The following is a 24,401-nucleotide window of genomic DNA, read 5'->3' as shown; positions in this document are numbered from 1 at the left end:
ATTATGATTGAAATTCAACAGCGTCCGGAAGTCGATCTCTCATTACTTCCTGATTCCATTCCTGCGCTGCTGCGCAAAATATACATTCGTCGTGGAATTACCCAAGCTGAACAGCTAAATACGGCAGCAAAAGCGTTAAAATCGTATCAAATGCTTGATGGTATCGAGCAGGCGGTAGAGATTTTATTTGCGGCAATTCAAAACCATAAACGTATTATCGTGGTCGGAGATTTTGATGCCGATGGCGCGACTAGCTCCGCGTTATCGGTGCTGGCATTGCGTATGTTGGGGTGTCACAACGTTGACTACTTAGTTCCGAATCGATTTGAAGATGGTTACGGGCTAAGCCCAGAAGTGGTGGATCAGGCGCTGGAACTCGGCGTCGAAGTGATCATGACGGTAGATAACGGCGTTTCCTCAATTGAAGGTGTGCGTTACGCCAAGCAAAATGGTCTGCAAGTTGTGGTGACAGACCACCACTTACCGGGGCATGAATTGCCCATTGCCGATGCCATCGTCAACCCAAATCTTGAAACCTGCTCATTTCCTTCAAAAGCGCTGGCTGGGGTGGGGGTCGCGTTTTACTTGATGATGGCTTTGTGTGTCCATATGCGCAAAGTCGGCTGGTTCCAAACCCAAGGGATGGCAGAACCTAAGCTAATGGAACTGATTGATTTAGTGGCGTTAGGTACCGTCGCTGACGTGGTGCCATTGGATGACAATAACCGTATTTTGGTTCATCAAGGGTTACAACGCATTCGGGCGGGTAAAGCGCGCCCGGGAATTCAAGCTTTGATTGAGGTCGCCAAACGTGACGCGCGACGTTTGATCGCCACGGACTTTGGCTTTGCGCTTGGGCCCAGAATTAATGCGGCAGGGCGCTTAGATGATATGTCGTTTGGCGTTGAATTGTTAATGTGTAATAACATTCATGCTGCGAGACGCATGGCGAGTGAATTGGATGGGCTGAATCAGACTCGTAAAGAAATAGAAGCGGGGATGAAGCAAGAAGCCATGGCCTTCTGTGAGCGGTTGCAGTTTGGCGAAAACAGCCAATTACCTCATGGGTTGGTTCTGTTTCAACGTGACTGGCATCAAGGCGTTATCGGTATTTTAGCATCACGAATCAAAGAGCAGTTCCACCGCCCAGTAATTGCATTTGCAGACGGTGGAGAGGGTACGGTTAAAGGCTCATGCCGTTCAATTCCCGGCTTACATATGCGAGATACACTGGATAAAATTGATACTCAGAATCCGGGGCTAATTTTAAAATTCGGTGGTCATGCGATGGCGGCGGGATTAACCATCAAAGAAGATGATTTTGAGCGTTTTGCGCGTTTATTCGATGAGATGGTTAAGCAGGATCTTGATGAGGCAGCACTGAAAGGTGTTGTACTCTCTGATGGCGAACTGACGCCCGAAGAGTTTTCGATGTATACCGCAGAGATGCTGCGTGCAGCAGGCCCATGGGGGCAAGCCTTTCCTGAGCCAATTTTTGATGGAGAGTTTAAAGTCTTGCATCAAAAGTTAGTCGGGGAAAAGCACTTAAAAATGATGCTTGAACCCCTGTATCGTGGACATCCTACCAACCTCACTATCGATGGAATCGCATTTAATGTTGATTTACGTCGCTGGCCTGATGCGTCAGTGAAAACGGTACGTCTCGCCTATAAGTTGGATATCAACGAGTTTCGTGGAAATCAGTCGTTACAAATAATGATCGAGCATATTGAAGCGAAATAATAAAACAAATCGATATATATAAATCATCGAAGCCAATGCTACGTCATTGGCTTTTTATTTATTTATCTTGGCTCGATGTAACACTCATTCACGCAAATTCTTCACCTTTTGTTAAAACCCGTCGACTATTGTGCCAACAGGCTCCCAAAAGTGGAGTGTGTTGACCGGTTGTAATTGGTCAGACCATTTTTATTGTTGTTTTAATGCCCGAATGTTATCAGGCTGTTGAGTCCTGATAGCTTCTATGACTTAGGTCAATTTTTGGCTGGACAAAAACGTTTTAATTATGTTAATTTCTTCGCCATCTTAAAATTGGTATTACCAATTGCCTACAAGAGTAACAGAATAACAAATTATGGCTTATCAAAGGATTCGTCAGCCAAAACTCTCAGATGTGATTGAACAAGAGTTAGAACGGTTGATTGTGGAAGGAACACTCTCTCCGGGGCAAAAGTTGCCTCCAGAGCGCGAACTGGCTAAGCAGTTTGACGTGTCTCGTCCGTCAATCCGAGAAGCCATCCAGCGTTTGGAAGCAAAGCGTCTACTGACGCGTCGTCAAGGTGGTGGCACTTTCGTTAGTGACAACATTTGGACGAGCTTTTCTGATCCTTTGCTAAATTTATTGTCTAGTCACTCAGAAACACAGCTTGATTTACTGGAAACTCGCCATGCGATGGAAGGTATCTCAGCGTATTTCGCAGCATTGCGTGGTACCAGCGAAGATTTTGCTCGAATTCAAGAGTGCTTAGAACGTATCAGTGAGCAACAAGCTAGCAAAAACGTCGAAGCAGAATCTGCCGCGGTTATGGAGTTTTTGATTGCGCTTACCGAAGCGGCCCATAACGTGGTCTTGCTGCATATTGTTCGTAGCTTAGCGCCTTTGCTTGAGCAGAATATTTCTCAAAATTTAAAGTTATTACACCGCCGCGATGACGTGGTGGAGAAAGTAAGCAAACACCGAGCTAACATTGTGGATGCGATTGTTTCAGGTCAGCCAGACAAGGCGCGAGAAATGTGTCATTCGCATTTAGCTTATATCGAAGAAACATTGTTGGATTTGACTCGCGAAGAGTCTCGTCGCGAGCGTTCTTTGCGTCGAATTCAACAAGGCAATGACTCTTAACGAGTCATGCTCGTTTAAGTAGATCCAACCAACAGAAGGATAGATCGCCATGTCTGATATGAAGCATGACGTAGATGCACTGGAGACTCAAGAATGGCTTGCTGCCCTTGAGTCAGTTGTACGTGAAGAAGGTGTGGAACGTGCTCAGTTCTTACTTGAGCAAGTTCTAGACAAAGCACGTCTAGACGGTGTTGACATGCCAACCGGAATCACCACCAACTACATCAATACGATTCCAGCCGATCAAGAACCTGCATACCCAGGTGATACCACTTTAGAACGTCGTATTCGTTCCATCATCCGTTGGAATGCAATCATGATCGTTCTACGTGCGTCTAAGAAAGATTTGGAGCTAGGCGGCCACATGGCGTCTTTCCAATCATCTGCCGCATTCTATGAGACATGTTTTAACCACTTCTTCCGTGCGCCAAACGAAAAAGACGGCGGTGACTTGGTTTACTATCAAGGTCACATCTCTCCAGGGGTTTACTCTCGCGCATTCGTTGAAGGCCGTCTAACTGAAGAGCAGCTAGATAACTTCCGCCAAGAAGTGGATGGCAAAGGTATTCCTTCATACCCTCACCCGAAACTGATGCCTGAATTCTGGCAATTCCCAACCGTTTCTATGGGTCTTGGTCCTATCGCCTCAATTTACCAAGCGCGTTTCCTAAAATACCTTGAAGGTCGTGGTCTGAAAGATACTTCAGAACAGCGCGTTTACGCTTTCCTTGGCGATGGTGAAATGGATGAGCCAGAATCACGCGGTGCAATTTCATTCGCAGCACGTGAAAAACTGGACAACCTATGTTTCCTAATCAACTGTAACCTACAGCGTCTTGACGGCCCTGTAATGGGTAACGGTAAGATCATTCAAGAACTTGAAGGTCTATTCAAAGGTGCTGGTTGGAACGTTGTTAAGGTTATCTGGGGTAACAACTGGGATTCGCTACTTGCTAAAGATACGTCTGGTAAGCTTCTTCAACTGATGAACGAAACCATTGACGGCGACTACCAAACCTTCAAATCAAAAGATGGCGCGTACGTTCGTGAACACTTCTTTGGTAAATACCCAGAGACAGCAGCATTGGTTGCTGACATGACTGACGACGAAGTGTTCGCACTGAAACGTGGTGGTCATGAGTCTTCGAAACTATACGCGGCGTTCAAAAACGCTCAAGACACCAAAGGCAAGCCAACGGTTATTCTAGCGAAAACCGTGAAAGGCTATGGCATGGGTGAAGCGGCGGAAGGTAAAAACATCGCGCACCAAGTTAAGAAGATGGACATGACTCACGTACAACACTTGCGTGATCGTCTTGGCCTACAAGACTTGGTTTCTGATGAGACAATTAAAGAACTTCCATACTTGAAACTGGAAGAAGGCTCAAAAGAGTACGAATACCTACATGCTCGCCGCAAAGCGCTTCATGGTTATACGCCTCAGCGTCTACCTAACTTTACTCAAGAGTTTAAAGTACCTGAACTGGGTGACTTTAAAGCACTACTTGAAGAGCAAAAACGTGATATTTCATCAACCATGGCATTTGTTCGTTCTCTAAACGTCCTGCTGAAAGATAAGAACATTGGTCAAAACATCGTTCCTATCATCGCTGATGAAGCACGTACCTTTGGTATGGAAGGTTTGTTCCGTCAAGTGGGTATCTACAACCCGCATGGTCAAACTTACACGCCAGAAGACCGCGGTGTGGTTTCTTACTACAAAGAAGACACCTCAGGTCAAGTTCTGCAAGAAGGTATCAACGAGCTAGGTGCAATGTCTTCATGGGTTGCTGCAGCAACATCATATAGCACCAACAACTTGCCAATGATTCCTTTCTACATCTACTACTCAATGTTCGGTTTCCAACGTGTTGGCGACATGGCGTGGATGGCAGGTGACCAACAAGCTCGTGGTTTCCTATTGGGTGCAACGGCTGGTCGTACAACATTGAATGGTGAAGGTCTTCAACACGAAGATGGTCACTCACACATCATGGCGAACACAGTACCTAACTGTATCTCTTATGACCCAACTTTTGCTTACGAAGTTGCAGTGATCATGCAAGACGGCATTCGTCGTATGTATGGTGAGCAAGAGAACGTTTACTACTACTTGACGCTAATGAATGAAAACTACGCAATGCCAGCGATGCCTGAAGGCGCTGAAGAAGGCATTCGTAAAGGTATCTACAAGCTTGAAAGCAACGAAGGCAAAAAAGCCAAAGTTCAGCTACTAAGCTCTGGCACGATCATGAACGAAGTGCGTAAAGCAGGCCAAATCCTAAGCGAAGAATACGGCATTGCGTCTGACGTTTACTCTGTCACGTCATTCAATGAGCTGACTCGCGATGGTCAAGCAGCTGAGCGCTACAACATGCTTCACCCAGAAGCTGAAGCTCAAGTACCTTACATCACAACCGTGATGGGCAGTGAACCGGCAATCGCCGCGACTGATTACATGAAGAACTACGCTGAACAAGTCCGTGCATTTGTTCCTGCTGAGTCTTACAAAGTGTTGGGTACAGATGGCTTTGGTCGTTCAGATAGCCGCGATAACCTACGTCGTCACTTTGAAGTGAACGCGGGTTACGTTGTGGTTGCTGCGCTAAATGAGCTTGCGAAACGTGGTGATGTTGAGAAATCTGTCGTGACTGAAGCGATTAAGAAATTCGACATCGACGCAGACAAAACAAACCCACTATACGCTTAATAAAGGTAGGAAAAGCAATGGCAATCGAAATTAATGTACCAGACATCGGTGCGGATGAGGTTGAAGTTACTGAGATTCTGGTAAGCGTTGGTGACAAGGTTGAAGAAGAACAGTCTCTGATCACGGTTGAAGGCGATAAAGCTTCTATGGAAGTTCCAGCTTCTCAAGCCGGTGTAGTTAAAGAAATTAAAGTCGCTGAAGGTGACAAAGTTTCTACTGGTTCTCTTATCATGGTCTTTGAAGAAGAAGCGGGCGCAGCAGCGCCGGCTCCTGCTGCAGAAGCGGCACCAGCCCCAGCGGCAGCGCCTGCTGCAGCTGAAGTCAAAGAAGTGAACGTACCGGACATCGGTGGCGACGAAGTTGAAGTCACTGAAATCATGGTCGCTGTCGGTGATACGGTTGAAGAAGAGCAATCGTTGATCACCGTTGAAGGTGATAAGGCTTCAATGGAAGTTCCGGCTCCATTTGCCGGCACCGTCAAAGAGATCAAAATCGCTTCTGGTGACAAAGTGTCAACAGGTTCACTGATCATGGTCTTTGAAACCGCAGGTTCTGGTGCTCCAGCAGCGCCGGCAGAAGCATCTGCGCCAGCAGCGGCTCCTGCAGCAGCGGCTGACAAAGAAGTGAACGTACCAGATATCGGCGGCGATGAAGTTGAAGTCACTGAAATCATGGTTGCAGTTGGCGACATGATTGAAGAAGAGCAATCTTTGATCACCGTTGAAGGCGACAAAGCGTCAATGGAAGTACCTGCACCATTCGCAGGTAAAGTAAAAGAGATCAAGATCGCTGCTGGCGATAAAGTGTCTACTGGCTCTCTGATCATGGTCTTTGAAGTAGCAGGCGCAGCGCCAGCTGCCGCTCCTGCTCAAGCAGCAGCACCTGCAGCACCAGCAGCCAAAACGGAAGCTCCAAAAGCGGAAGCGGCACCAGCAGCCTCTACCGGTGATTTCCAAGAAAACAACGAGTATGCGCATGCGTCTCCAGTTGTTCGCCGTCTTGCTCGTGAATTTGGCGTTAACCTTTCTAAGGTTAAAGGTTCGGGTCGTAAGAGCCGTATCCTAAAAGAAGACGTTCAGAATTACGTCAAAGAAGCGCTTAAGCGTCTTGAGTCTGGTTCGGGAGCATCAGGTAAAGGTGACGGTGCAGCACTTGGCCTACTTCCTTGGCCAAAAGTGGACTTCAGCAAGTTTGGTGAAACAGAAGTTAAACCACTTTCACGCATTAAGAAGATCTCGGGTGCGAACCTGCACCGCAACTGGGTGATGATCCCACACGTTACCCAATGGGATAACGCAGATATCACTGAGCTAGAGAAATTCCGTAAAGAACAAAATGCGATCGAAGCGAAAAAAGACACGGGTATGAAGATCACGCCTCTTGTGTTCATCATGAAAGCCGTGGCTAAAGCGCTTGAAGAGTTCCCTGCGTTTAACTCTTCTCTGTCTGAAGATGGCGAAAGCTTGATTCTGAAGAAATTCGTCAACGTGGGCATTGCGGTTGATACACCAAATGGCCTAGTGGTTCCTGTCTTTAAAGACGTGAACAAGAAAGGTATTTACGAACTTTCAGAAGAGTTGGCGGCGGTATCGAAGAAAGCACGTGCAGGTAAACTGACGGCTTCTGATATGCAAGGTGGCTGTTTCACTATCTCAAGCCTTGGTGGTATCGGTGGTACGGCATTTACTCCTATCGTGAATGCGCCAGAAGTTGGCATTTTGGGTGTTTCTAAGTCTGAAATGAAACCTGTGTGGAACGGCAAAGAATTTGCTCCGCGTCTACAACTACCTCTATCACTGTCGTATGATCACCGTGTGATTGATGGTGCAGAAGGTGCGCGTTTCATTACTTACTTGAACGCTTGTCTATCTGACATTCGTCGTCTAGTTCTTTAATAGACATTCGATGATTAAAGAGAGGCGGCGTTAGGCCGCCTCTCTAATCAACTTTGACGACAACTTCGTTAAAATCGGAGTCAAAAATCTGGTTTCACAAGCGAATTGTTGTCTAGCTCACAGGCTAAATGGATTTACTTTTCACACCATTAACATCTCTGTAAACTGTTGACGGTCTGAAAAATTGGTTAAAGCCCAACATTACTTTATACCTACAAAATCAATACCCACTCAGCCTGTTAGGGATAATGACTACAAGAGGTCAAAATGAGCAAAGAAATTAAAGCCCAAGTGGTTGTACTTGGTGCCGGTCCTGCTGGTTACTCCGCTGCATTCCGTTGTGCAGACTTAGGTCTGGACACTGTTCTTATTGAACGTTACAGCACGCTTGGTGGCGTGTGTCTAAACGTGGGTTGTATCCCATCAAAAGCCTTGCTTCACGTTGCGAAAGTAATTGAAGAAGCAAAAGCCCTTGCAGAGCACGGTATTGTCTTTGGTGAACCTCAAACGGACATCGATAAAGTACGTTTGTGGAAAGAGAAGGTGATCAACCAATTGACTGGTGGTCTTGGCGGTATGGCTAAGATGCGTAAAGTTAACGTGGTTAACGGTCTTGGTAAGTTCACGGGTCCTAACAGCATTGAAGTTGAAGGCGAAGACGGCACAACCGTCGTTAATTTCGACAACGCTATCGTGGCAGCGGGTTCTCGCCCAATCAAACTGCCGTTCATCCCGCATGAAGACCCACGCATTTGGGATTCAACGGATGCGCTTGAACTGAAAGAAGTTCCTGGAAAACTTCTCATCATGGGCGGTGGTATCATCGGTCTGGAAATGGGAACCGTTTACGACTCTCTAGGTTCACAAATTGACGTGGTTGAGATGTTCGACCAGGTAATCCCAGCAGCAGATAAAGACATCGTTAAGGTTTATACCAAACGTATCAAAGACAAGTTCAACTTGATGCTAGAAACCAAAGTCACCGCGGTTGAAGCAAAAGAAGATGGTATTTACGTTTCGATGGAAGGCAAAAAAGCGCCAGCAGAACCTGAGCGTTACGATGCGGTCCTTGTGGCTATCGGTCGTGTACCAAACGGCAAACTTCTGGAAGCTGAGAAAGCGGGTCTGGAAGTGGACGAGCGTGGCTTTATCAATGTTGATAAGCAAATGCGTACAAACGTACCGCACATCTTCGCAATCGGCGATATCGTTGGCCAACCAATGCTTGCCCACAAAGGTGTGCATGAAGGTCACGTCGCGGCTGAAGTTATTGCTGGTAAGAAACACTACTTCGATCCGAAAGTCATTCCTTCAATTGCGTACACTGAGCCAGAAGTGGCTTGGGTTGGTAAAACTGAAAAAGAAGCCAAAGAAGAAGGCATTAAGTACGAAGTGGCTACCTTCCCTTGGGCAGCGTCAGGCCGTGCAATCGCCTCTGACTGTGCTGACGGTATGACTAAGCTTATCTTTGATAAAGAAACTCACCGCGTTATTGGTGGTGCTATCGTTGGTACTAACGGTGGTGAGTTGCTTGGTGAAATCGGTCTTGCGATCGAGATGGGTTGTGATGCCGAAGATATCGCATTGACCATTCATGCTCACCCAACATTGCATGAGTCTGTTGGTCTTGCATCTGAAGTCTTTGAAGGTACCATTACTGACCTTCCGAACGCGAAAGCGAAGAAGAAATAACGCGTCTTACACGTTAGCTTTAAATACAAAAAAACCGCTGATTACGTCAGCGGTTTTTTATTATCAGTGATACAACATAAGTCACGTGTTACTCGAAGCATTATTAAGACGCTTTCTTGTAGATCGAGAGCATGTCCAAATAGTTTTGCGTTAAGCGTTGCATCGCTTCTTCATTGTGTAGACGGTTTGATTGCAAGAACAATGAGTAACATAAGCCATGGAACAATGTCGCCAGATCTTCAGGATCGTGCTCGTTGCTCAATTCTCCGCGTTCCATTGATTTCGCAAACATGTTTTGAATCAGTTTCTGATTGGTCTCGTTGGTATTGATAAACAGCGGCCAAACTTCATCGCGCGTTGAAGCGCTCCACTCAAACCATACGCGTAGCCAATCACAATCATTAACCACAAGGTGAACCATAGCACTGGTTAAGTTGTTAATGTTGTCTTTGGCGTGAAGGTCAAGGTCGATGTTTTCAGTGAGGAAGTTAGAGAATTGTCGCACGACGTAGTTGAGTACGTCATCCACCAAATCTTCACGAGTAGGAAAGTAGTTAAAGACAGTCGCCACAGACACTTGCGCGATTTCTGCAATGTCTGCATGACCGCCTCGTCCAATACCGCGTTTGGCGAACACTTCGAGTGCTATTTCCATTAACTGCTGCTTACGTTTTTGAGGCGAAAGCCGTGTACGTGGCCTTTTAGCTATTGAGTCCATAAGGGTATTTCCTTGCCAATTGAGTTGTCGTTGTATGGGCTGATATGCCCTATATAATTAATTATTATTTGCTTTTTAGCATTATGAGTGTAATGGTGCATATCATTTTGGTCAATCCTTTGCTGGGCTTTTATAATTAATTATATAATTTATAAAATACAGGTCAAAATTAACTAAATTTGTATTTTTCTATTGTCATTTTTACTTCATTACCATCAGTGGTAGACTTAGCGCCTTAAAATCGGTGCGCACTGCGTTCCAACCAAATCGTCAATAGAAAAACGAGAGAGTTATGAAGCACAGAGTAGATGTGATGATTTCTGAACAGCAAGTTCAGGAGCGCATTCACGAGCTAGGTAAACAGATCACCCAACATTATAAAGACAGCGAAGAACTGGTTCTTGTCGGCCTTTTACGTGGCTCGTTTGTCTTTATGGCAGACCTTGCTCGTAGCATTGACGTGATTCATCAAGTCGACTTCATGACCGCGTCGAGCTACGGTAACAGCATGGAAAGCTCGCGTGATGTCCGTATTTTGAAAGACCTAGATGATGACATCAAAGGTAAAGACGTATTATTGGTCGAAGATATCATTGATACTGGAAATACACTTTCAAAAGTATGTGAAATTTTGTCATTGCGTGAGCCAAATTCGATTAATATCTGTACATTGTTGGATAAGCCAAGTCGCCGCGAAGTTGACGTAAAAGTCGAATGGATTGGTTTCGATATTCCCGATGAATTCGTCGTTGGTGTAGGTATTGACTACGCGCAGAAATATCGTCATCTGCCGTTTATTGGCAAAGTGGTTCCTCTTGAGTAATCTCATTGCCTGATAAACGCTCATAAAAAAACGCCCATTTGGGCGTTTTTTTATGACTGAAAACCTGAAAAGCTCAATCTTAGCGGCAAAGCAGCTTCTGATCTGGGTTTAAAATAGTGTCCAGTGCGGTTTGGTAAGAAGCTTCAACTGTCTCTCTTGAATTACTGCGAATACCTAAGTATTCCAAACGGCCGTCTTCAATACCGTAAACAACGCCGTGAATTTCCACGTCTTGACCTCGTTCCCATGCGTTTTGCATGATGGTTGAGTTACCCAGATTGTAGACTTGTTCTGCGACATTAATTTCACCAAGTTTGTCAGCGCGATCGGCCGCTGGCATTTGGTCTAAGTATTCACGATGCTTAAAGTAGACATCACGAATGTGCAGTAGCCAGTTGTTGATAAGGCCCAGATTCGGGTTATCAATCGCCGCATTCACACCGCCACAACCATAGTGACCACAAATGATGATATGTTTGACTTTCAACACATCAACCGCGTATTGGACGACGGATAGGCAGTTGAGGTCGGTATGAATGACTTGGTTCGCAACGTTACGGTGAACAAACAGTTCGCCGGAATAAAGTCCGGTTAAGCGTTCGGCCGGTACACGGCTATCTGAGCAGCCGATCCATAGAAAATCAGGTTTTTGACCTTCGGCTAGCTTGGTAAAGTATTCTGGACGTTCGGATTTGATTGACTCCGACCATTTTGAGTTGTTTTCAAAAAGCTGTTTAATTTCCGGCATGTTAACATTTCCCTAAAAACCTGTTTCCAATATACACAAATACCCGACAGCATTCTCGCAAAAAATAGGCAGGATAGGACTGTTCAGATGTGTTATGGGTTCCGTAATTGAAATCTGCCGATCTTTTCTACGACTTGCAAGCCTGACTCGTCGTCGATGTGTAAATTGTTGTGTGGTTTCTGTACAATTTTGTGTCGGAATCAAATAATTAATTTCCCTCTAGGGTTGAAAAAGCCGCATTTCAACGGCATCTGTAGAGGGTCTTGAGAAAACAAGCGACTTATATATGTACGCATTAGAAATAGAACAACTTAGAAAAACCTACGCTGGAGGTTTTGAAGCATTAAAGGGCATCAGCTTAAATGTCGAACAAGGAGACTTTTATGCACTCCTTGGCCCCAATGGGGCAGGTAAATCTACATCTATCGGTATCATTTCTTCACTCGTCAACAAAACATCTGGCCGCGTTAAGGTCTTTGGTTATGATATCGATACCGATCTTGAATTGGCGAAACAAAACCTTGGGCTGGTTCCGCAGGAGTTTAACTTCAACCAGTTTGAAACGGTTGAGCAAATTGTGATGCAGCAGGCGGGTTACTACGGTGTCTCCAAAGAAGTGGCTAAGCAGCGCGCAGAAAAATATCTGTCAAAACTCGATCTTTGGGAGAAGCGTGATGAACGTGCGCGCAACTTATCGGGTGGGATGAAGCGTCGACTGATGATTGCTCGTGCGTTAATGCACGAACCCAAATTGCTGATTTTGGATGAGCCAACCGCTGGAGTTGACATCGAATTGCGCCGCTCAATGTGGGAGTTTCTAAAAGAAATTAACCGCGACCAAGGCATTACTATCATCCTGACTACCCACTATTTAGAAGAAGCGGAAATGCTGTGTCGGCATATCGGTATTATCAATCGTGGTGAATTAATCGAAAACACCACGATGAAGTCATTGCTGAGTAAACTGAGTGTCGAGACCTTCATTCTTGATCTCGAAAACAATGATATTGAACTGCCTACGCTAAACGGGGTGAACGCCCAAGCGATGGTGGATGGTTCGCTGGAAATTGAACTGAACAAAAGCCAAGGCTTGAATTCAGTCTTTACTCAATTAACAGATCTTGGTGTGACCGTGACGTCAATGCGCAATAAAGCCAATCGTCTCGAAGAGTTATTTGTCAGCATTGTACGTGAACAACAAGGAGCCTAGTCGAATGTATCAGTTGTATTGGACAGCATTTCGCGCCTTATTAAGTAAAGAAGTTCATCGCTTTATGCGTATCTGGGTACAAACCCTAGTACCGCCAGCGATTACCATGACACTCTATTTCATTATTTTCGGTAATTTGATTGGCTCGCGTATTGGCGAAATGAACGGCTTTAGCTATATGGAATACATCGTTCCAGGCTTAATCATGATGTCGGTGATTACAAACTCGTACTCCAATGTTGCATCATCATTTTTTAGCGCCAAAATGCAGAAAAATATCGAAGAACTGTTGGTCGCACCTGTGCCGAACTATGTGATTATCGCTGGTTATGTGATGGGAGGCGTTACACGTGGTTTGCTGGTGGGGACGTTAGTCACTCTGGTTTCTCTGCTGTTTGTTGATTTAAATGTCGAACATTGGGGCATTATTATTGTCACCGTCTTCCTGACTTCAGTCGTGTTTGCGTTAGGTGGTTTGATTAATGCCGTATTTGCGAAAACGTTTGATGATATCTCTATTGTCCCGACGTTTGTGCTCACCCCATTAACCTACTTGGGTGGGGTATTCTACTCGATCAGTCTGCTACCGGACTTTTGGCAAGTAGTCTCTAAAGTGAACCCGATTGTCTATATGGTCAATGCCTTCCGTTATGGCTTCTTAGGCGTTTCGGATGTGGGGATTGTTACTTCATTCAGTGTGCTGGGCATTTTTGTTGTATTGCTTTATTCCGTAGCGCACTACTTGGTGACGAAAGGAATTGGCCTGCGTACCTAACCGATAACAAAGGCAATAAAAAAGGTCGACGGATGTCGACCTTTTTTATTGCTAATCCATTAGGCGTCTTGGTGAGACGCTTCACTTTGTGTGTCTTTATCTTTCGTTTCGGTGTTGAGATCGATGACTTGGTTATCAATCAGTCGTACTTGACCTAAGTGCGCAGACATCAAAATCACCGCTTGAATACTTTGCTCAGTAATCGTTGATAAAGTATGGGCGTCTCGAATAAAAATCTCATCAGGGTGCAAACCTGCGGCTCGCAATTGATCATTAGCGTCTTCGATGATCGAGGCGTAGTCTCGTCGTCCGCTGCGAATCGTACTGCTTATCCAGCGCATCGTACGAGCAAGGACAGGAGCACGCTGGCGTTGATCAAGCGTCAAACGGTTGTTACGTGAACTCATCGCAAGGCCATCCATTTCACGCACCGTGGGTACACCAATGATGATGATGTTCATGGCCATGTCGGAGACCATCTTACGAATCACCGCCAACTGCTGATAATCTTTTTCGCCAAAGCAGGCAATATCAGGTTGAACTAGGTTAAATAGCTTAGTGACCACGGTTGTCACACCGCGAAAGTGTCCCGGACGAGACGCGCCTTCAAGCATAGTGGATAACCCAGGTACATCGACGTAAGTGTGTTTATCCAATCCTTCAGGATAGATAGCCTCAGGCGTTGGTGTAAAAACCAGATCCACAGACTCTTGGTTAAGCTTGTTGAGATCGTCATCGAGCGTGCGCGGATAGCTATTAAGATCGTCGGCGCGATCAAATTGCATCGGATTAACAAAGATACTAGCGACAACAATATCCGCCACTTCGCGTGCTTTGCGCACTAAACTCATGTGGCCTTCATGCAGGTTGCCCATGGTTGGGACAAAAGCGATCGTTCGGCCATCACGCTTATATTGGGCGATCTGTTCTCTTAACGTCGAAATGTCAGCAATGGTTTGCATGAGTATGTCCTCTAGGCAATCGTATGTTGTTCATCAGGAAAAGTGCCTGATTGCACATCTTGTAGGTACTTGGTCACAGCATCTCGCATATTTCCTGTTTCTTCGAGGAAGTTTTTCGAGAATTTCGGCATATAGTTGGCGGAAATACCAAACATATCGTGCATCACTAAAATTTGACCGTCGGTTTGGTTGCCTGCACCGATTCCGATGACCGGGACGTCTAATACTTCGGTAATGCGTGCAGCAAGATCGGCCGGAACGCATTCAAGTAAAATAACTTGTGCGCCAGCTTCTTGAAGAGCCAACGCATCTTTTACCATGCGATCGGCTTTGTCGCTGTCACGACCTTGGACTTTATAACCACCAAAAATATTGACAGATTGAGGCGTTAGGCCGAGATGTGCACACACAGGAACGGCGCGCTCAGTCAGCATTTTTACGCAATCAACCAACCATTCACCACCTTCGATTTTGACCATGTTCGCGCCTGCTTGCATGATCTTCGCTGCGTTTTCACACGCTTGTTGTGGAGTGGCATAGCTCATGAAGGGCATGTCGGCCATCAGTAAGCTGTTTGGGCTACCCGCACGTACACAACGTGTGTGATAAGCAATATCTTCAACGGTCACTGGCAAGGTGTCTTCACGACCTTGCAATACCATACCTAATGAGTCGCCGACCAATAGCACCGGCATCTCTTGGCTTTCAAACAGTTGAGCGAAGCTGGCATCGTAAGCGGTTACCGAAGCAAACTTACGGCCTTCTTGCTTCCACTTCATCAAGTCATTAATGGTAATTTTTTTCATGTTCTTGTCCTTAGCAGGGAATGGCTAGGGGCGCCAAATGCTGAGTCCATTTTTGTCTACTGTCGCAAGTAGGGCTGGGAGCTCAGTCCCATCAGGGAGAGTCAAATTCGGTGCGATCTCAGCGAGCGGATAAAGCACAAATTCGCGCTGCTTCATTCCGTAATGAGGAACGGTTAAACGCTCAGAGTCGATCACCTCATTGCCGTAAAGTAAAATATCGAGGTCGAGGGTTCGTGGCCCCCAACGTTCGTCTTTACGTACGCGCCCGTGCTTTTGCTCAATTGCTTGTGTGCAATCAAGTAAAGCCAACGGCGTCAAAGTTGTTTTTATTTCCACGACTGCGTTGATGTAGTCGGGTTGATTTTGTGGCCCCATCGGTGTGCTGCTATAGAGCGAAGAAGCACTCACCCAAGTGGATTCTGGAAGATCTTTAAGTGCTTCAATCGCCTGCTGAGCTTGGCTCACCGGATCATCAAGATTACTGCCAATCGCAATAAAAACGGTAATCATGATGTTGCCTTGGTTTTTTTCTTATTGGTACGGCGACGCTTTGGTTTTGGCGAAGCACCGTCTATGTCTGCAACCATCGCTTGGCGCATATTGCGGCCGGCATTTTGAAAGGTTTCCCACCATTTGGCAAGTTGCTTTGTCTCTTCGCCTTCAATTTCACCGCGCATTTCAAGAAAATCAAACCCAGCACGGAACTTGTTCAGCTCCATTAAGCGAAAAGCGCGTTTGCCGTTGCGACGTGGCAGGCGTAGCTGCAGTTGCCAGATTTCTCGTATCGTAGCGGTATGACGGCGAGGAATGGCGATGGTTTTTACTTGTTCATCAATAATGATGTTACCCGCTTCCATCACAGCGTCGTAATAGGACAGCTTGCGCTCGGCCTGCAGCTGCTCCGCTTTGGCTTGCATTGGATACCACAGCATCGCGGCAAACATAAACGCAGGGTTGATGCGTTTACCACTCTCTATGCGCTGATCGGTCGCATCCAGTACTAAATCCAACATCTGTTCTGTTGGCGACGAATAATCGTCGGTAAAGAACTGAGCGATGGTTGGAAACAGTTGTTGGAACAGCTGATATTCGCGCATCAAATGATAGGTTTCCAAGCCAAGCCCGGTCTGGAGCATTTTGAGTGATTCTTCATACAGACGTGCTGACGGAATATCTTTCAACAACGGCGCAAGATGCTCGATAGGATCGGCCGTGTCTTCTTCAATGTCAAAATCTAGTTTGACGGCAAATCGAATGGCACGCAGCATACGAACTGGATCTTCACGATAGCGTACTTCTGGGTCGCCAATCAGGCGCACCAGTTTGTCTTCGAGATCTTCTACGCCACCAGCGTAATCGTGGATCGCATAATTAGCGATGTTGTAGTACATCGCATTAATCGTGAAATCACGACGCTCAGCATCTTCATCAATGGTGCCATAGACGTTGTCACGCAGTAGCATGCCTTCTTTTGATTGCTGAGCAATATTCTGAGCTTTCTCTTGATGATGACCACGAAAAGTCGCCACCTCAATGATGTCACGACCAAACATAATGTGGGCAAGACGAAAACGTCTACCGATTAAACGACAGTTACGAAACAGTTTTTTGATCTGCTCTGGCGTCGCATTGGTGGCGATATCAAAGTCTTTGGGGGTGTGTTCTAAAAGTAAATCTCGTACACCACCACCAACAAGATACGCATCAAATCCAGCACTGTGCAGACGATAAAGGACTTTCAGCGCGTTATCACTGATCTGCTTGCGGGAAATGTTGTGCTCTTCTCGAGTCATGAGATTTAAAGCGAGTTCTGGAATATGCGTTGCCTCGCTCGGTTTTGTATCGTTCTTATTCATCTGCTTTTGGCAATAATCACTAAAGCCAACCTTGCTTGGTTTATTCACTTAGGCCCAATCGGGACGAATTTTGCGGCTAATAATAGCTTAGCGCGCCGCATTTGAGAATCTTGGTGTGATCTCGAGTGCCATCGGTAGCTGAGAAACTTGCCAATGCGCCACTCCCCATTGAAGAATTTCTTCAATCTTGGCTTGTGATACGTCATCAGGAACATGAAAGCCCAAAAACTGCATCGCATTGAGTAGCGCGAGACGAGGCTGATGGTCATCAATCGCTGTCGCATGATTCTGCTTAGATAATTTATGCCCATGTTGATCTAATGCGAGGGGCAAATGCAAGTAGCTTACCTGAGGCTTTGCGAGCAATTTATAGAGACTCAACTGACGTCCTGTTGGTTCAATCAGATCTGCGCCGCGCACAACTTCGGTCACACCTTGGTCAATGTCGTCTAATACTACTGCTAAATTGTACGCAAACAAACCATCGCGTCTTTTGATAATAAAATCTTCATCCGCCAATGGTTTAGGGATTTTAATCTCACCGTGTTTGATATCGTAAAATTGATAGACGGGTTGTGTCATGCGCAGGCGTACAGAACATGCTTTAGGGGAGGTAATGTGTTTATTACGACAAGTTCCGCGATAAAAACCGCCCTCAGCTTTTATCTGTTTTCGAGTGCATTCACAGTAGTAAGCGGCATTGTGTTCTAACCAATGGTCAATTTGCGATTGATACAAATCGTGGCGCTGACTTTGGTATACGACTTCGCCGTCCCAATGCAGCTGATAAGCTTCAAGCGTTCTTAGAATTGCGTCGGCTGCGCCTGGCATTTCACGTGGAGGGTCGAGATCTTCGATTCTGACTCGCCATTGGCCTTGTTGGGCTCGGGCTTGAAAGTAACTGCCTAAAGCCGCGACAAGAGATCCAAAATGCAAGGGACCAGACGGGGAAGGGGCAAAGCGTCCAATATATGTCATGACATTGCTCGCGAAAAGGTGGTGAATGGGGCGGAGATGCAAACCCCGAAAATATAAATTTCACGATGTAGTAAACCAAAAAGGGAGCCATAGCTCCCTTTTGATTAATAGCAGCGGTTTAACCCTGCATCTGTTTTTCTTTGATTTCAGCCAGCGTTTTACAGTCGATACATAGGTCTGCTGTAGGACGAGCTTCTAGACGACGAACACCGATCTCAACGCCACAAGACTCACAGAAACCGAAATCATCTTCTTCGATTTTGTTCAGTGTCTTTTCGATCTTTTTGATCAGACGACGTTCACGGTCTCGGTTACGCAGTTCTAGGCTGAACTCTTCTTCTTGAGATGCTCGGTCAACCGGATCTGGGAAGTTAGCGGCTTCGTCTTGCATGTGATGCACAGTACGGTTGACTTCTTCTCTTAACTGATTACGCCAAGCTTCTAAAATTTTTCTAAAATGAGCCAGTTGCTCAGGTGACATGTATTCTTCACCTGCTTTTTCCTGGTATGGCTCAACACCAGCAATGGCTAGGATGCCTAGCGCTTTCTTTTTTGATGATTCTGGCATGCAGCATCTCCTACTAACACCTAGTCAACTGCTTGAGCAGTTAATTTGAGGCGGGTATCTATAGCAAAAAGAATTGGGCGAGGCAAACACTGATTGGTAAACTTGTTGTCAATGTGAACACAACATCATTTTTTCTGTCAGTTAATGAACTCAATTGACTCGTTCAGTGCCATACCGTCTTTGTTCATCTCTGCTTTATAGCAGTAGACTTCGACTCCCTGTCTTTGCGCGTGTTTCAATAATTTTGAATAGTTCGCATCTATATGGTGTGCCGGAGAGACTTTTTCAATACCTGAATGTAAAACTACAAACAAAAGTACCGCTCTGCTTCCAGTATTGACCATTTCCGTTAATTCTCGCAGGTGCTTTTGACCACGAGTCGTCACCGCATCGGGGAAGTAGCCTTGTCCATGTTGTGCTTCATCCAACAAGGTGACACTTTTTACTTCTATATAACATTTTGGTTGAGCGTTTGATTTGAGCAAGATATCAATCCGGCTATTTTCATTGCCATATTTCACTTCTGCCTGAAGTTGCTCATACCCTTGTAGCTCATCAATGACGCCAGCCTCAATGGCTTCTATCGCCAATTGGTTGGCGCGAGCGGTATTAATGCAAATGGTATGCCTTTTTGCGGTTTCAACCAGTTCCCAACTATTTGGGTATTTGCGTTTTGGATTATCGGAAGTTGAGTACCAGATGGTGCTGCCGGGGTCAGCGCAGCCAGTCATTGCCCCTGTATTCGCACAATGGATGGTTCGCTCACTGCCGTCGTGTAACGTGATATCGGCGAGGAAGCGCTTGTAGCGTTTAATTAATATCGCCGGTTGGAGTTCGGGTTGAAAGTGCATTTAGTTACTGTTTTTATGTACAATGTCTGTTGTCATTACACCACAAGGTTTCTCCATTGTCACAACTGCCCATAGAAACAGTGATGCCGCAATTGCTTGCAGCGGTGTCTGATTGCCAACAATTGATCCTTAAAGCTGCACCAGGGGCGGGCAAGTCTACTCACTTTCCATTGTCAGTTTTGCAGGCCAACCTGTTGCCAGAAAAGATTATTTTACTTGAGCCCAGGCGCTTGGCCGCGAGGAATATTGCGCGTTATCTTGCCAAACAACTGGGGGAGCAAGTTGGACACACCGTTGGGTATCGCGTTCGTGGGGAAACCAAAACCAGTACGCACACACGTCTCGAGGTGGTGACTGAAGGCGTGTTAACCGGGATGATTCAGTCTGATCCCGAACTGAGCGGTATCAGTATGGTGATGTTTGATGAGTTTCATGAACGCAGCCTACATGCGGATACCGGGTTGGCTCTGTGTTTGGAAATTCAACAAGCACTTCGTGACGATTTAAAGCTGGTGGTGATGTCGGCGACCTTGGATGGACAAGCTCTCCAGCAATTATTGCCCGAAGCGCGTTTCATTGAGTCACAAGGGCGATCGTTTCCGGTTGATATTGTCTATCAACCCTTGGGGGCCAATGAGTATTTAGCGCCGTTTATGGCCAAAAAAATCAGCGCGCTTCTTTATCAGCATCATGGATCATTGCTCGCGTTTTTACCTGGCGTTGGTGCCATCAAGCAGACTCAGCAAACGCTCGAATCATTGATTGCCGATGACGTGGATATTTGCCCGCTTTTTGGTCAATTAAGTGCTGATGAGCAGCAAAAAGCCATTGAGCCAAGCCCAAAGGGGCGGCGTAAAGTGGTACTTGCGACCAACATAGCGGAAACGTCTTTGACCATTGAAGGCATTCGCTTAGTGGTCGATAGTGGGCTTGAACGCACCGCCAGCTTTGATCTCAAAACGGGTATCAGTAAGCTTGAACAAATTCGCATTGCTCAGTCGTCTGCTGAGCAGCGCGCTGGCCGGGCTGGGCGCCTTGAAGCTGGTATTTGTGTGCGTTTGTATAGCGAGTCTCAGCTCAAACAACAACCCTATGTGCCAGTTCCAGAAATTGTGCGTAGCGATTTATCGCCATTGGCGATGGAGTTGGCTCAATGGGGAACGACTCAGGTATCCGAATTGGCTTGGTTAGATTGTCCTCCAACTGCGGCATTCAATCAGGCGAGGGCACTCTTACAGCGTCTGGGGTTGATGGACCGCCATTATCAACTCACCACGCAAGGGCAGAAAAACCAACACCTTGGTGTTGCGCCAAGAATCGGCGCTATGCTCACCAGCGCAGAGAATCGTTCGCAAACCGTCACCGCCGCGCTTGCTGCGGCCTTGCTTGAAGAACCTGAAAAGCAGCAAGTGGATTTTGCCCACAGTGCACAGCGCTTTTTATCACGTCGTCATAGCGTTCAGCAACGTGTGTTGGCACGGGCGACCCAACTCGCCCGTTTATGCGGTGAATCGTTTGAGAGCCATGCTGTGGAGCCGACATTACTGGCCACGATGCTGTGTCGAGCTTTTCCTGAACGCATTGCGCAGCGACGTCCTACGCAATCGCCAAATGGGCAAGTCAGCTACCTATTAGCGAATGGCCATGGTGTTGAATTGAGTGATGAACACCCTTTAGCACAATGCGATTATTTGGTGGTTGCCGATGTCATGCGCAGTCCCAATGCTCGCCAATCAAGCCGGGTATTGCTTGCCGCTGAGCTTGATATTATTAGCGTTCAACAGCATATTCCGCATTTGCTCGTTGAGCATGAGTGGGTTGATTGGGATGATAAGCGTGGTCGTCTAGTCGCTGAATTGCGAGTGCAACTTGGGCAGTTGATATTAGAGCGCCAAGCGCTTGCCGATCCGCCTCGCAAAAAAATGACGCAAGCTTTACTTAACTATGTCCGTCGCCATGGTCTGAAAGTATTAAATTGGACGCCAAAAGCAACTAACCTGCTGGAACGTGCTCGCTGTGGCGCAGAATGGTTGCCCGAGCAAGCGTGGCCTGAACTCGATGACTCTGCGTTGTTGAGCCATCTGGAAGATTGGCTCGAGCCGTATCTTCACTCAATTCATTCTGCCAAGCAGATAAACAAGGTCGATGTGTATCAAGCGTTGAATGCTTATTTAGGGTGGCCATTAAACCAGTCTATCGACCAATGGTTGCCTTGTGAATATCAACTGCCGACGGGCACTCGCAAGGCAATTCTCTATCAGCAAGGAAAGCAACCGACGCTCTCCGTTCGCATGCAGGAGGTCTTTGGCGAACAAACCTCTCCAACTGTTGCGAACGGTACGGTGAAGGTTGTGTTAGAGTTGCTTTCCCCTGCTCAACGTCCTCTTCAAGTGACACAAGACTTAGCGGCTTTTTGGCAAGGCGCCTATAAAGACGTACAAAAAGAAATGAAAGGGCGTTACCCCAAACATGTGTGGCCTGATGATCCTGCATCCCACATCGCGACAACGAAAACCAAACGACAACTGAATTCATGACTGATAAGAAAACGCCGAAAAAGCCCCGAACTAACAATACGGCCAGTTCGAAAAAGCGCTCAAAAAACCGCAGTGGTTCAGCCAAGCATTCCATTTTAAAACGTTTGTGGAGCATTGGTTGGAAAGTCGCGTTGGTGGTGATCGCGATACTGATTTTTGTCGGTATCTATCTTGATAGCGTGGTCAAACAGCGCTTTGAAGGGCACTTGTTTGAATTACCAACGGTGGTGTATGCCAGAATTTTGAATTTGGCGCCTGGTGATGATATTTCGATTCAAGAAGTCCGTAACGAACTGGATGTGCTCAACTATCGTAAAGTCTCTCAGCCACATTATCCGGGGGAATATTCATCATCTTCGACCAAGATTGAAGTGATCCGTCGTCCGTTCGAATTCTCTGACGGCCCAGAACCGGATCGTCACGTTATGCTCTATTTTAACCAGTCTGGCTTGCAACGTATTCAGTCGTTAGAGAAGCGAGGCGATTTGGGTTACTTACGCATTGAGCCTAAAATGTTGGGGATGTTGGAAAAAGGGCAAGATGAACAACGACTGTTTCTACGTCGCGAACAATTTCCGGAAGTGATGGTTGATGCGCTTCTTGTCACCGAAGATCGCAACTTTTATCGTCATGACGGTGTTTCTCCGATGGCGATCGCGCGTGCACTGGTGGCTAATATTAAGGCTGGACGCACGGTGCAAGGCGGTAGCACGCTGACTCAGCAATTGGCCAAGAACATCTTTTTATCCAGTGACCGGACTTTGTGGCGTAAATTACGTGAAGCTTACATGGCTCTCATCATTGATTATCGCTACAGCAAAGACCGTATTTTGGAAGGTTACCTGAATGAGGTGTATTTAGGGCAATCACGCGGAGAAGCGATTCACGGTTTTGGTTTGGCCTCTCGCCTTTATTTTGGTCAACCCATAGAAGAGCTGCGTATTGATCAACTGGCACTGTTGGTGGGAATGGTTAAAGGTCCTTCCTACTATAATCCAGTCCGCTACCCTGAACGTGCCAAAGAACGCCGGGATTTGGTTTTAAAATTGATGATGCAGCAAAATATTTTGACGCCGCGCCAATATGAACAGGCCGCGAGTCGAAATCTTGATATTCAGGATAATCCCAGAATTGCCAGCCGACAGCCTGCCTATTTTGAACAACTTAATCGTGAGCTGAAAGCGAAGGTCGGGGCAGGATTTAAATCGGAAGTGGGATTACGAGTATTTACCTCGCTGGATCCGGTATCGCAAGATGAACTGGAAAAATCAGTGGCGCGTAAAATACCTGATCTTGCCAAAGTGGGTGGCAATGAGCTTGAAGCGGCGGCTGTCGCAGTTGATCGTCACAGTGGTGAAATTCGCGCCATGGTTGGAGGTAAACGCGCAGGCTATGATGGGTTTAACCGAGCGCTCAATGCCAGCCGTCAAATTGGCTCGTTGGCAAAGCCTGCGGTGTACCTAACCGCCTTGTCGCAACCAGATAAATATAATTTGGCGACCACACTTGATGATAAACCACTGACGCTGAAAAATGAGAGCGGCGATTTGTGGGCACCACGTAACTATGATCGTAAGTTCCGAGGTGATGTCCCCTTGTATTTGGCGCTCGCCAAATCGCTAAATGTACCGACCGTACAGCTAGGCATGCAGCTTGGCATTGATAACGTGGTCGACACGTTTACTCGACTTGGCGTTAGTGGCGATGAAATTCGTCCTGTTCCATCAATGTTTTTGGGATCCTTTACCTTGACCCCAATTCAAGTCGCACAAATGTACCAAACCTTGACAAATTCGGGTAAAAAAGCCCAATTATCAGCGTTGCGATCGGTCATTGATCTCGATGGCAAGGTGATTTACGAATCCATTCCACGCGTGTCACAAACCGTCGATCAGCAAGCTGCGTGGTTAACCACTTACGCCATGAAACGCGGTGTTTTGGAAGGGACTGGGCGCTATCTGCGTAGCCAATTTGGGTGGGCGGCACTGGCGGGGAAAACCGGTACCAGTAACGACACTCGTGACAGTTGGTTTGTGGGGACTGATGGTCGAGAAGTGACAACCATTTGGGTTGGGCGCGACGACAACAAGCCGACACATTTGACGGGATCGAGCGGCGCTTTACGTATTTATGCAGATTACCTTGCGCAGCGTGTCCCACAAAAATTGATTTTGCCGTGGCCAAAAGGCATTACAACGTTAGGCTTCTCACCAACCTCTGAAGGTGGGTTAGAGTTAGACTGTAATGATCGCCAGAAGCTTCCGGTGTGGGATCGAGATGGCGCGTTGAAAAAACAATGTGAAGATCAACCGGCACAATGGATTAAACGTATTTTTAGTTGGTAGTGATTTGGCACTTCGAGCCCAATGTGCGTGATAGTAAGGATAACAATAAGCAGTGCGAAAT

General features: G+C 46.5%; 19 protein-coding genes. 10 read left to right on the top strand and 9 right to left on the bottom strand.

Features of this window, described 5'->3' with window-relative positions; genetic code table 11:
* Positions 1–3 precede the first annotated feature (3 nt).
* The 5 genes from recJ to lpdA all read left to right on the top strand — a co-directional run bounded on the left by recJ (position 4) and on the right by lpdA (position 9,163).
* The gene (gene recJ, locus M1D72_RS19195; protein WP_456296216.1) at positions 4–1,743 is read left to right on the top strand and encodes a single-stranded-DNA-specific exonuclease RecJ; all 1,740 of its coding nucleotides are present in this window, start codon (positions 4–6) and stop codon (positions 1,741–1,743) included.
* Between the two features lie 355 nt (positions 1,744–2,098).
* The gene (gene pdhR / locus M1D72_RS19190; RefSeq protein WP_390193670.1) at positions 2,099–2,866 is read left to right on the top strand and encodes a pyruvate dehydrogenase complex transcriptional repressor PdhR; all 768 of its coding nucleotides are present in this window, start codon (positions 2,099–2,101) and stop codon (positions 2,864–2,866) included.
* A 49-nt stretch (positions 2,867–2,915) separates the two neighbouring features.
* Positions 2,916–5,576, top strand: a complete 2,661-nt coding sequence (gene aceE / locus M1D72_RS19185) for a pyruvate dehydrogenase (acetyl-transferring), homodimeric type (protein ID WP_390193666.1) — start codon at positions 2,916–2,918, stop codon at positions 5,574–5,576.
* A gap of 17 nt (positions 5,577–5,593) precedes the next feature.
* Positions 5,594–7,471: a pyruvate dehydrogenase complex dihydrolipoyllysine-residue acetyltransferase gene (gene aceF, locus M1D72_RS19180; protein ID WP_456296215.1), complete on the top strand. Its 1,878-nt coding sequence runs from the start codon at positions 5,594–5,596 to the stop codon at positions 7,469–7,471.
* Between the two features lie 267 nt (positions 7,472–7,738).
* Positions 7,739–9,163, top strand: a complete 1,425-nt coding sequence (gene lpdA / locus M1D72_RS19175) for a dihydrolipoyl dehydrogenase (RefSeq protein WP_390193660.1) — start codon at positions 7,739–7,741, stop codon at positions 9,161–9,163.
* 103 nt (positions 9,164–9,266) lie between these two features.
* Here the strand turns inward: lpdA and M1D72_RS19170 are convergent, their stop codons facing one another.
* Complete coding sequence (locus M1D72_RS19170) at positions 9,267–9,881, bottom strand: LuxR/HapR/OpaR family quorum-sensing transcriptional regulator (RefSeq protein ID WP_390193658.1); 615 nt, start codon at positions 9,879–9,881, stop codon at positions 9,267–9,269.
* A gap of 292 nt (positions 9,882–10,173) precedes the next feature.
* Here M1D72_RS19170 and hpt point away from each other — a divergent pair, with 292 nt between their 5' ends.
* Positions 10,174–10,704, top strand: a complete 531-nt coding sequence (gene hpt / locus M1D72_RS19165; RefSeq protein WP_390193655.1) for a hypoxanthine phosphoribosyltransferase — start codon at positions 10,174–10,176, stop codon at positions 10,702–10,704.
* A 79-nt stretch (positions 10,705–10,783) separates the two neighbouring features.
* Here hpt and can read toward each other — a convergent pair whose 3' ends face one another.
* Positions 10,784–11,452 (bottom strand): carbonate dehydratase, encoded by a 669-nt coding sequence (gene can / locus M1D72_RS19160; protein ID WP_390193652.1) that lies wholly within the window; start codon positions 11,450–11,452, stop codon positions 10,784–10,786.
* Positions 11,453–11,738: 286 nt separating this feature from the next.
* On the opposite strand from can, the gene M1D72_RS19155 reads away from it, so the two are divergent.
* Together M1D72_RS19155 and M1D72_RS19150 are read left to right on the top strand one after the other, a co-directional pair.
* Positions 11,739–12,662, top strand: coding sequence for an ABC transporter ATP-binding protein (locus M1D72_RS19155; RefSeq protein WP_456296214.1), 924 nt, complete (start codon positions 11,739–11,741; stop codon positions 12,660–12,662).
* A 4-nt stretch (positions 12,663–12,666) separates the two neighbouring features.
* Positions 12,667–13,437 carry an ABC transporter permease gene (locus M1D72_RS19150; RefSeq protein ID WP_390193647.1) on the top strand — a complete coding sequence of 257 codons (771 nt, stop codon included), beginning with the start codon at positions 12,667–12,669 and terminating at the stop codon, positions 13,435–13,437.
* Between the two features lie 59 nt (positions 13,438–13,496).
* Here the strand turns inward: M1D72_RS19150 and panC are convergent, their stop codons facing one another.
* The 7 genes from panC to sfsA all read right to left on the bottom strand — a co-directional run bounded on the left by panC (position 13,497) and on the right by sfsA (position 19,458).
* Positions 13,497–14,399: a pantoate--beta-alanine ligase gene (gene panC / locus M1D72_RS19145; RefSeq protein ID WP_456296213.1), complete on the bottom strand. Its 903-nt coding sequence runs from the start codon at positions 14,397–14,399 to the stop codon at positions 13,497–13,499.
* 11 nt (positions 14,400–14,410) lie between these two features.
* Positions 14,411–15,205: a 3-methyl-2-oxobutanoate hydroxymethyltransferase gene (panB, locus tag M1D72_RS19140; protein WP_390193643.1), complete on the bottom strand. Its 795-nt coding sequence runs from the start codon at positions 15,203–15,205 to the stop codon at positions 14,411–14,413.
* 24 nt (positions 15,206–15,229) lie between these two features.
* Positions 15,230–15,715, bottom strand: a complete 486-nt coding sequence (gene folK / locus M1D72_RS19135; RefSeq protein ID WP_390193641.1) for a 2-amino-4-hydroxy-6-hydroxymethyldihydropteridine diphosphokinase — start codon at positions 15,713–15,715, stop codon at positions 15,230–15,232.
* Positions 15,712–17,061, bottom strand: coding sequence for a polynucleotide adenylyltransferase PcnB (pcnB, locus tag M1D72_RS19130; RefSeq protein WP_456297433.1), 1,350 nt, complete (start codon positions 17,059–17,061; stop codon positions 15,712–15,714). The genes folK and pcnB overlap by 4 nt, the downstream gene beginning before the upstream one ends.
* An 87-nt stretch (positions 17,062–17,148) precedes the next feature.
* Positions 17,149–18,039: a tRNA glutamyl-Q(34) synthetase GluQRS gene (gene gluQRS / locus M1D72_RS19125; RefSeq protein ID WP_456296212.1), complete on the bottom strand. Its 891-nt coding sequence runs from the start codon at positions 18,037–18,039 to the stop codon at positions 17,149–17,151.
* 118 nt (positions 18,040–18,157) lie between these two features.
* The gene (gene dksA, locus M1D72_RS19120) at positions 18,158–18,607 is read right to left on the bottom strand and encodes an RNA polymerase-binding protein DksA (protein ID WP_390193637.1); all 450 of its coding nucleotides are present in this window, start codon (positions 18,605–18,607) and stop codon (positions 18,158–18,160) included.
* A gap of 137 nt (positions 18,608–18,744) precedes the next feature.
* Positions 18,745–19,458 (bottom strand): DNA/RNA nuclease SfsA, encoded by a 714-nt coding sequence (gene sfsA / locus M1D72_RS19115; RefSeq protein ID WP_456296211.1) that lies wholly within the window; start codon positions 19,456–19,458, stop codon positions 18,745–18,747.
* A 56-nt stretch (positions 19,459–19,514) separates the two neighbouring features.
* Between sfsA and hrpB the strand changes: the two genes are divergently transcribed.
* Entirely contained in the window at positions 19,515–21,995 is a 2,481-nt protein-coding gene (gene hrpB, locus M1D72_RS19110; RefSeq protein ID WP_456296210.1) for an ATP-dependent helicase HrpB, read from the top strand.
* Positions 21,992–24,340, top strand: a complete 2,349-nt coding sequence (gene mrcB / locus M1D72_RS19105; RefSeq protein ID WP_456296209.1) for a penicillin-binding protein 1B — start codon at positions 21,992–21,994, stop codon at positions 24,338–24,340. The genes hrpB and mrcB overlap by 4 nt, the downstream gene beginning before the upstream one ends.
* The last annotated feature ends 61 nt before the right edge of the window (positions 24,341–24,401 follow it).

Source organism: Vibrio sp. AK197 (genome assembly GCF_053903115.1).
This window is presented reverse-complemented; position numbering and strand designations above follow the sequence as displayed.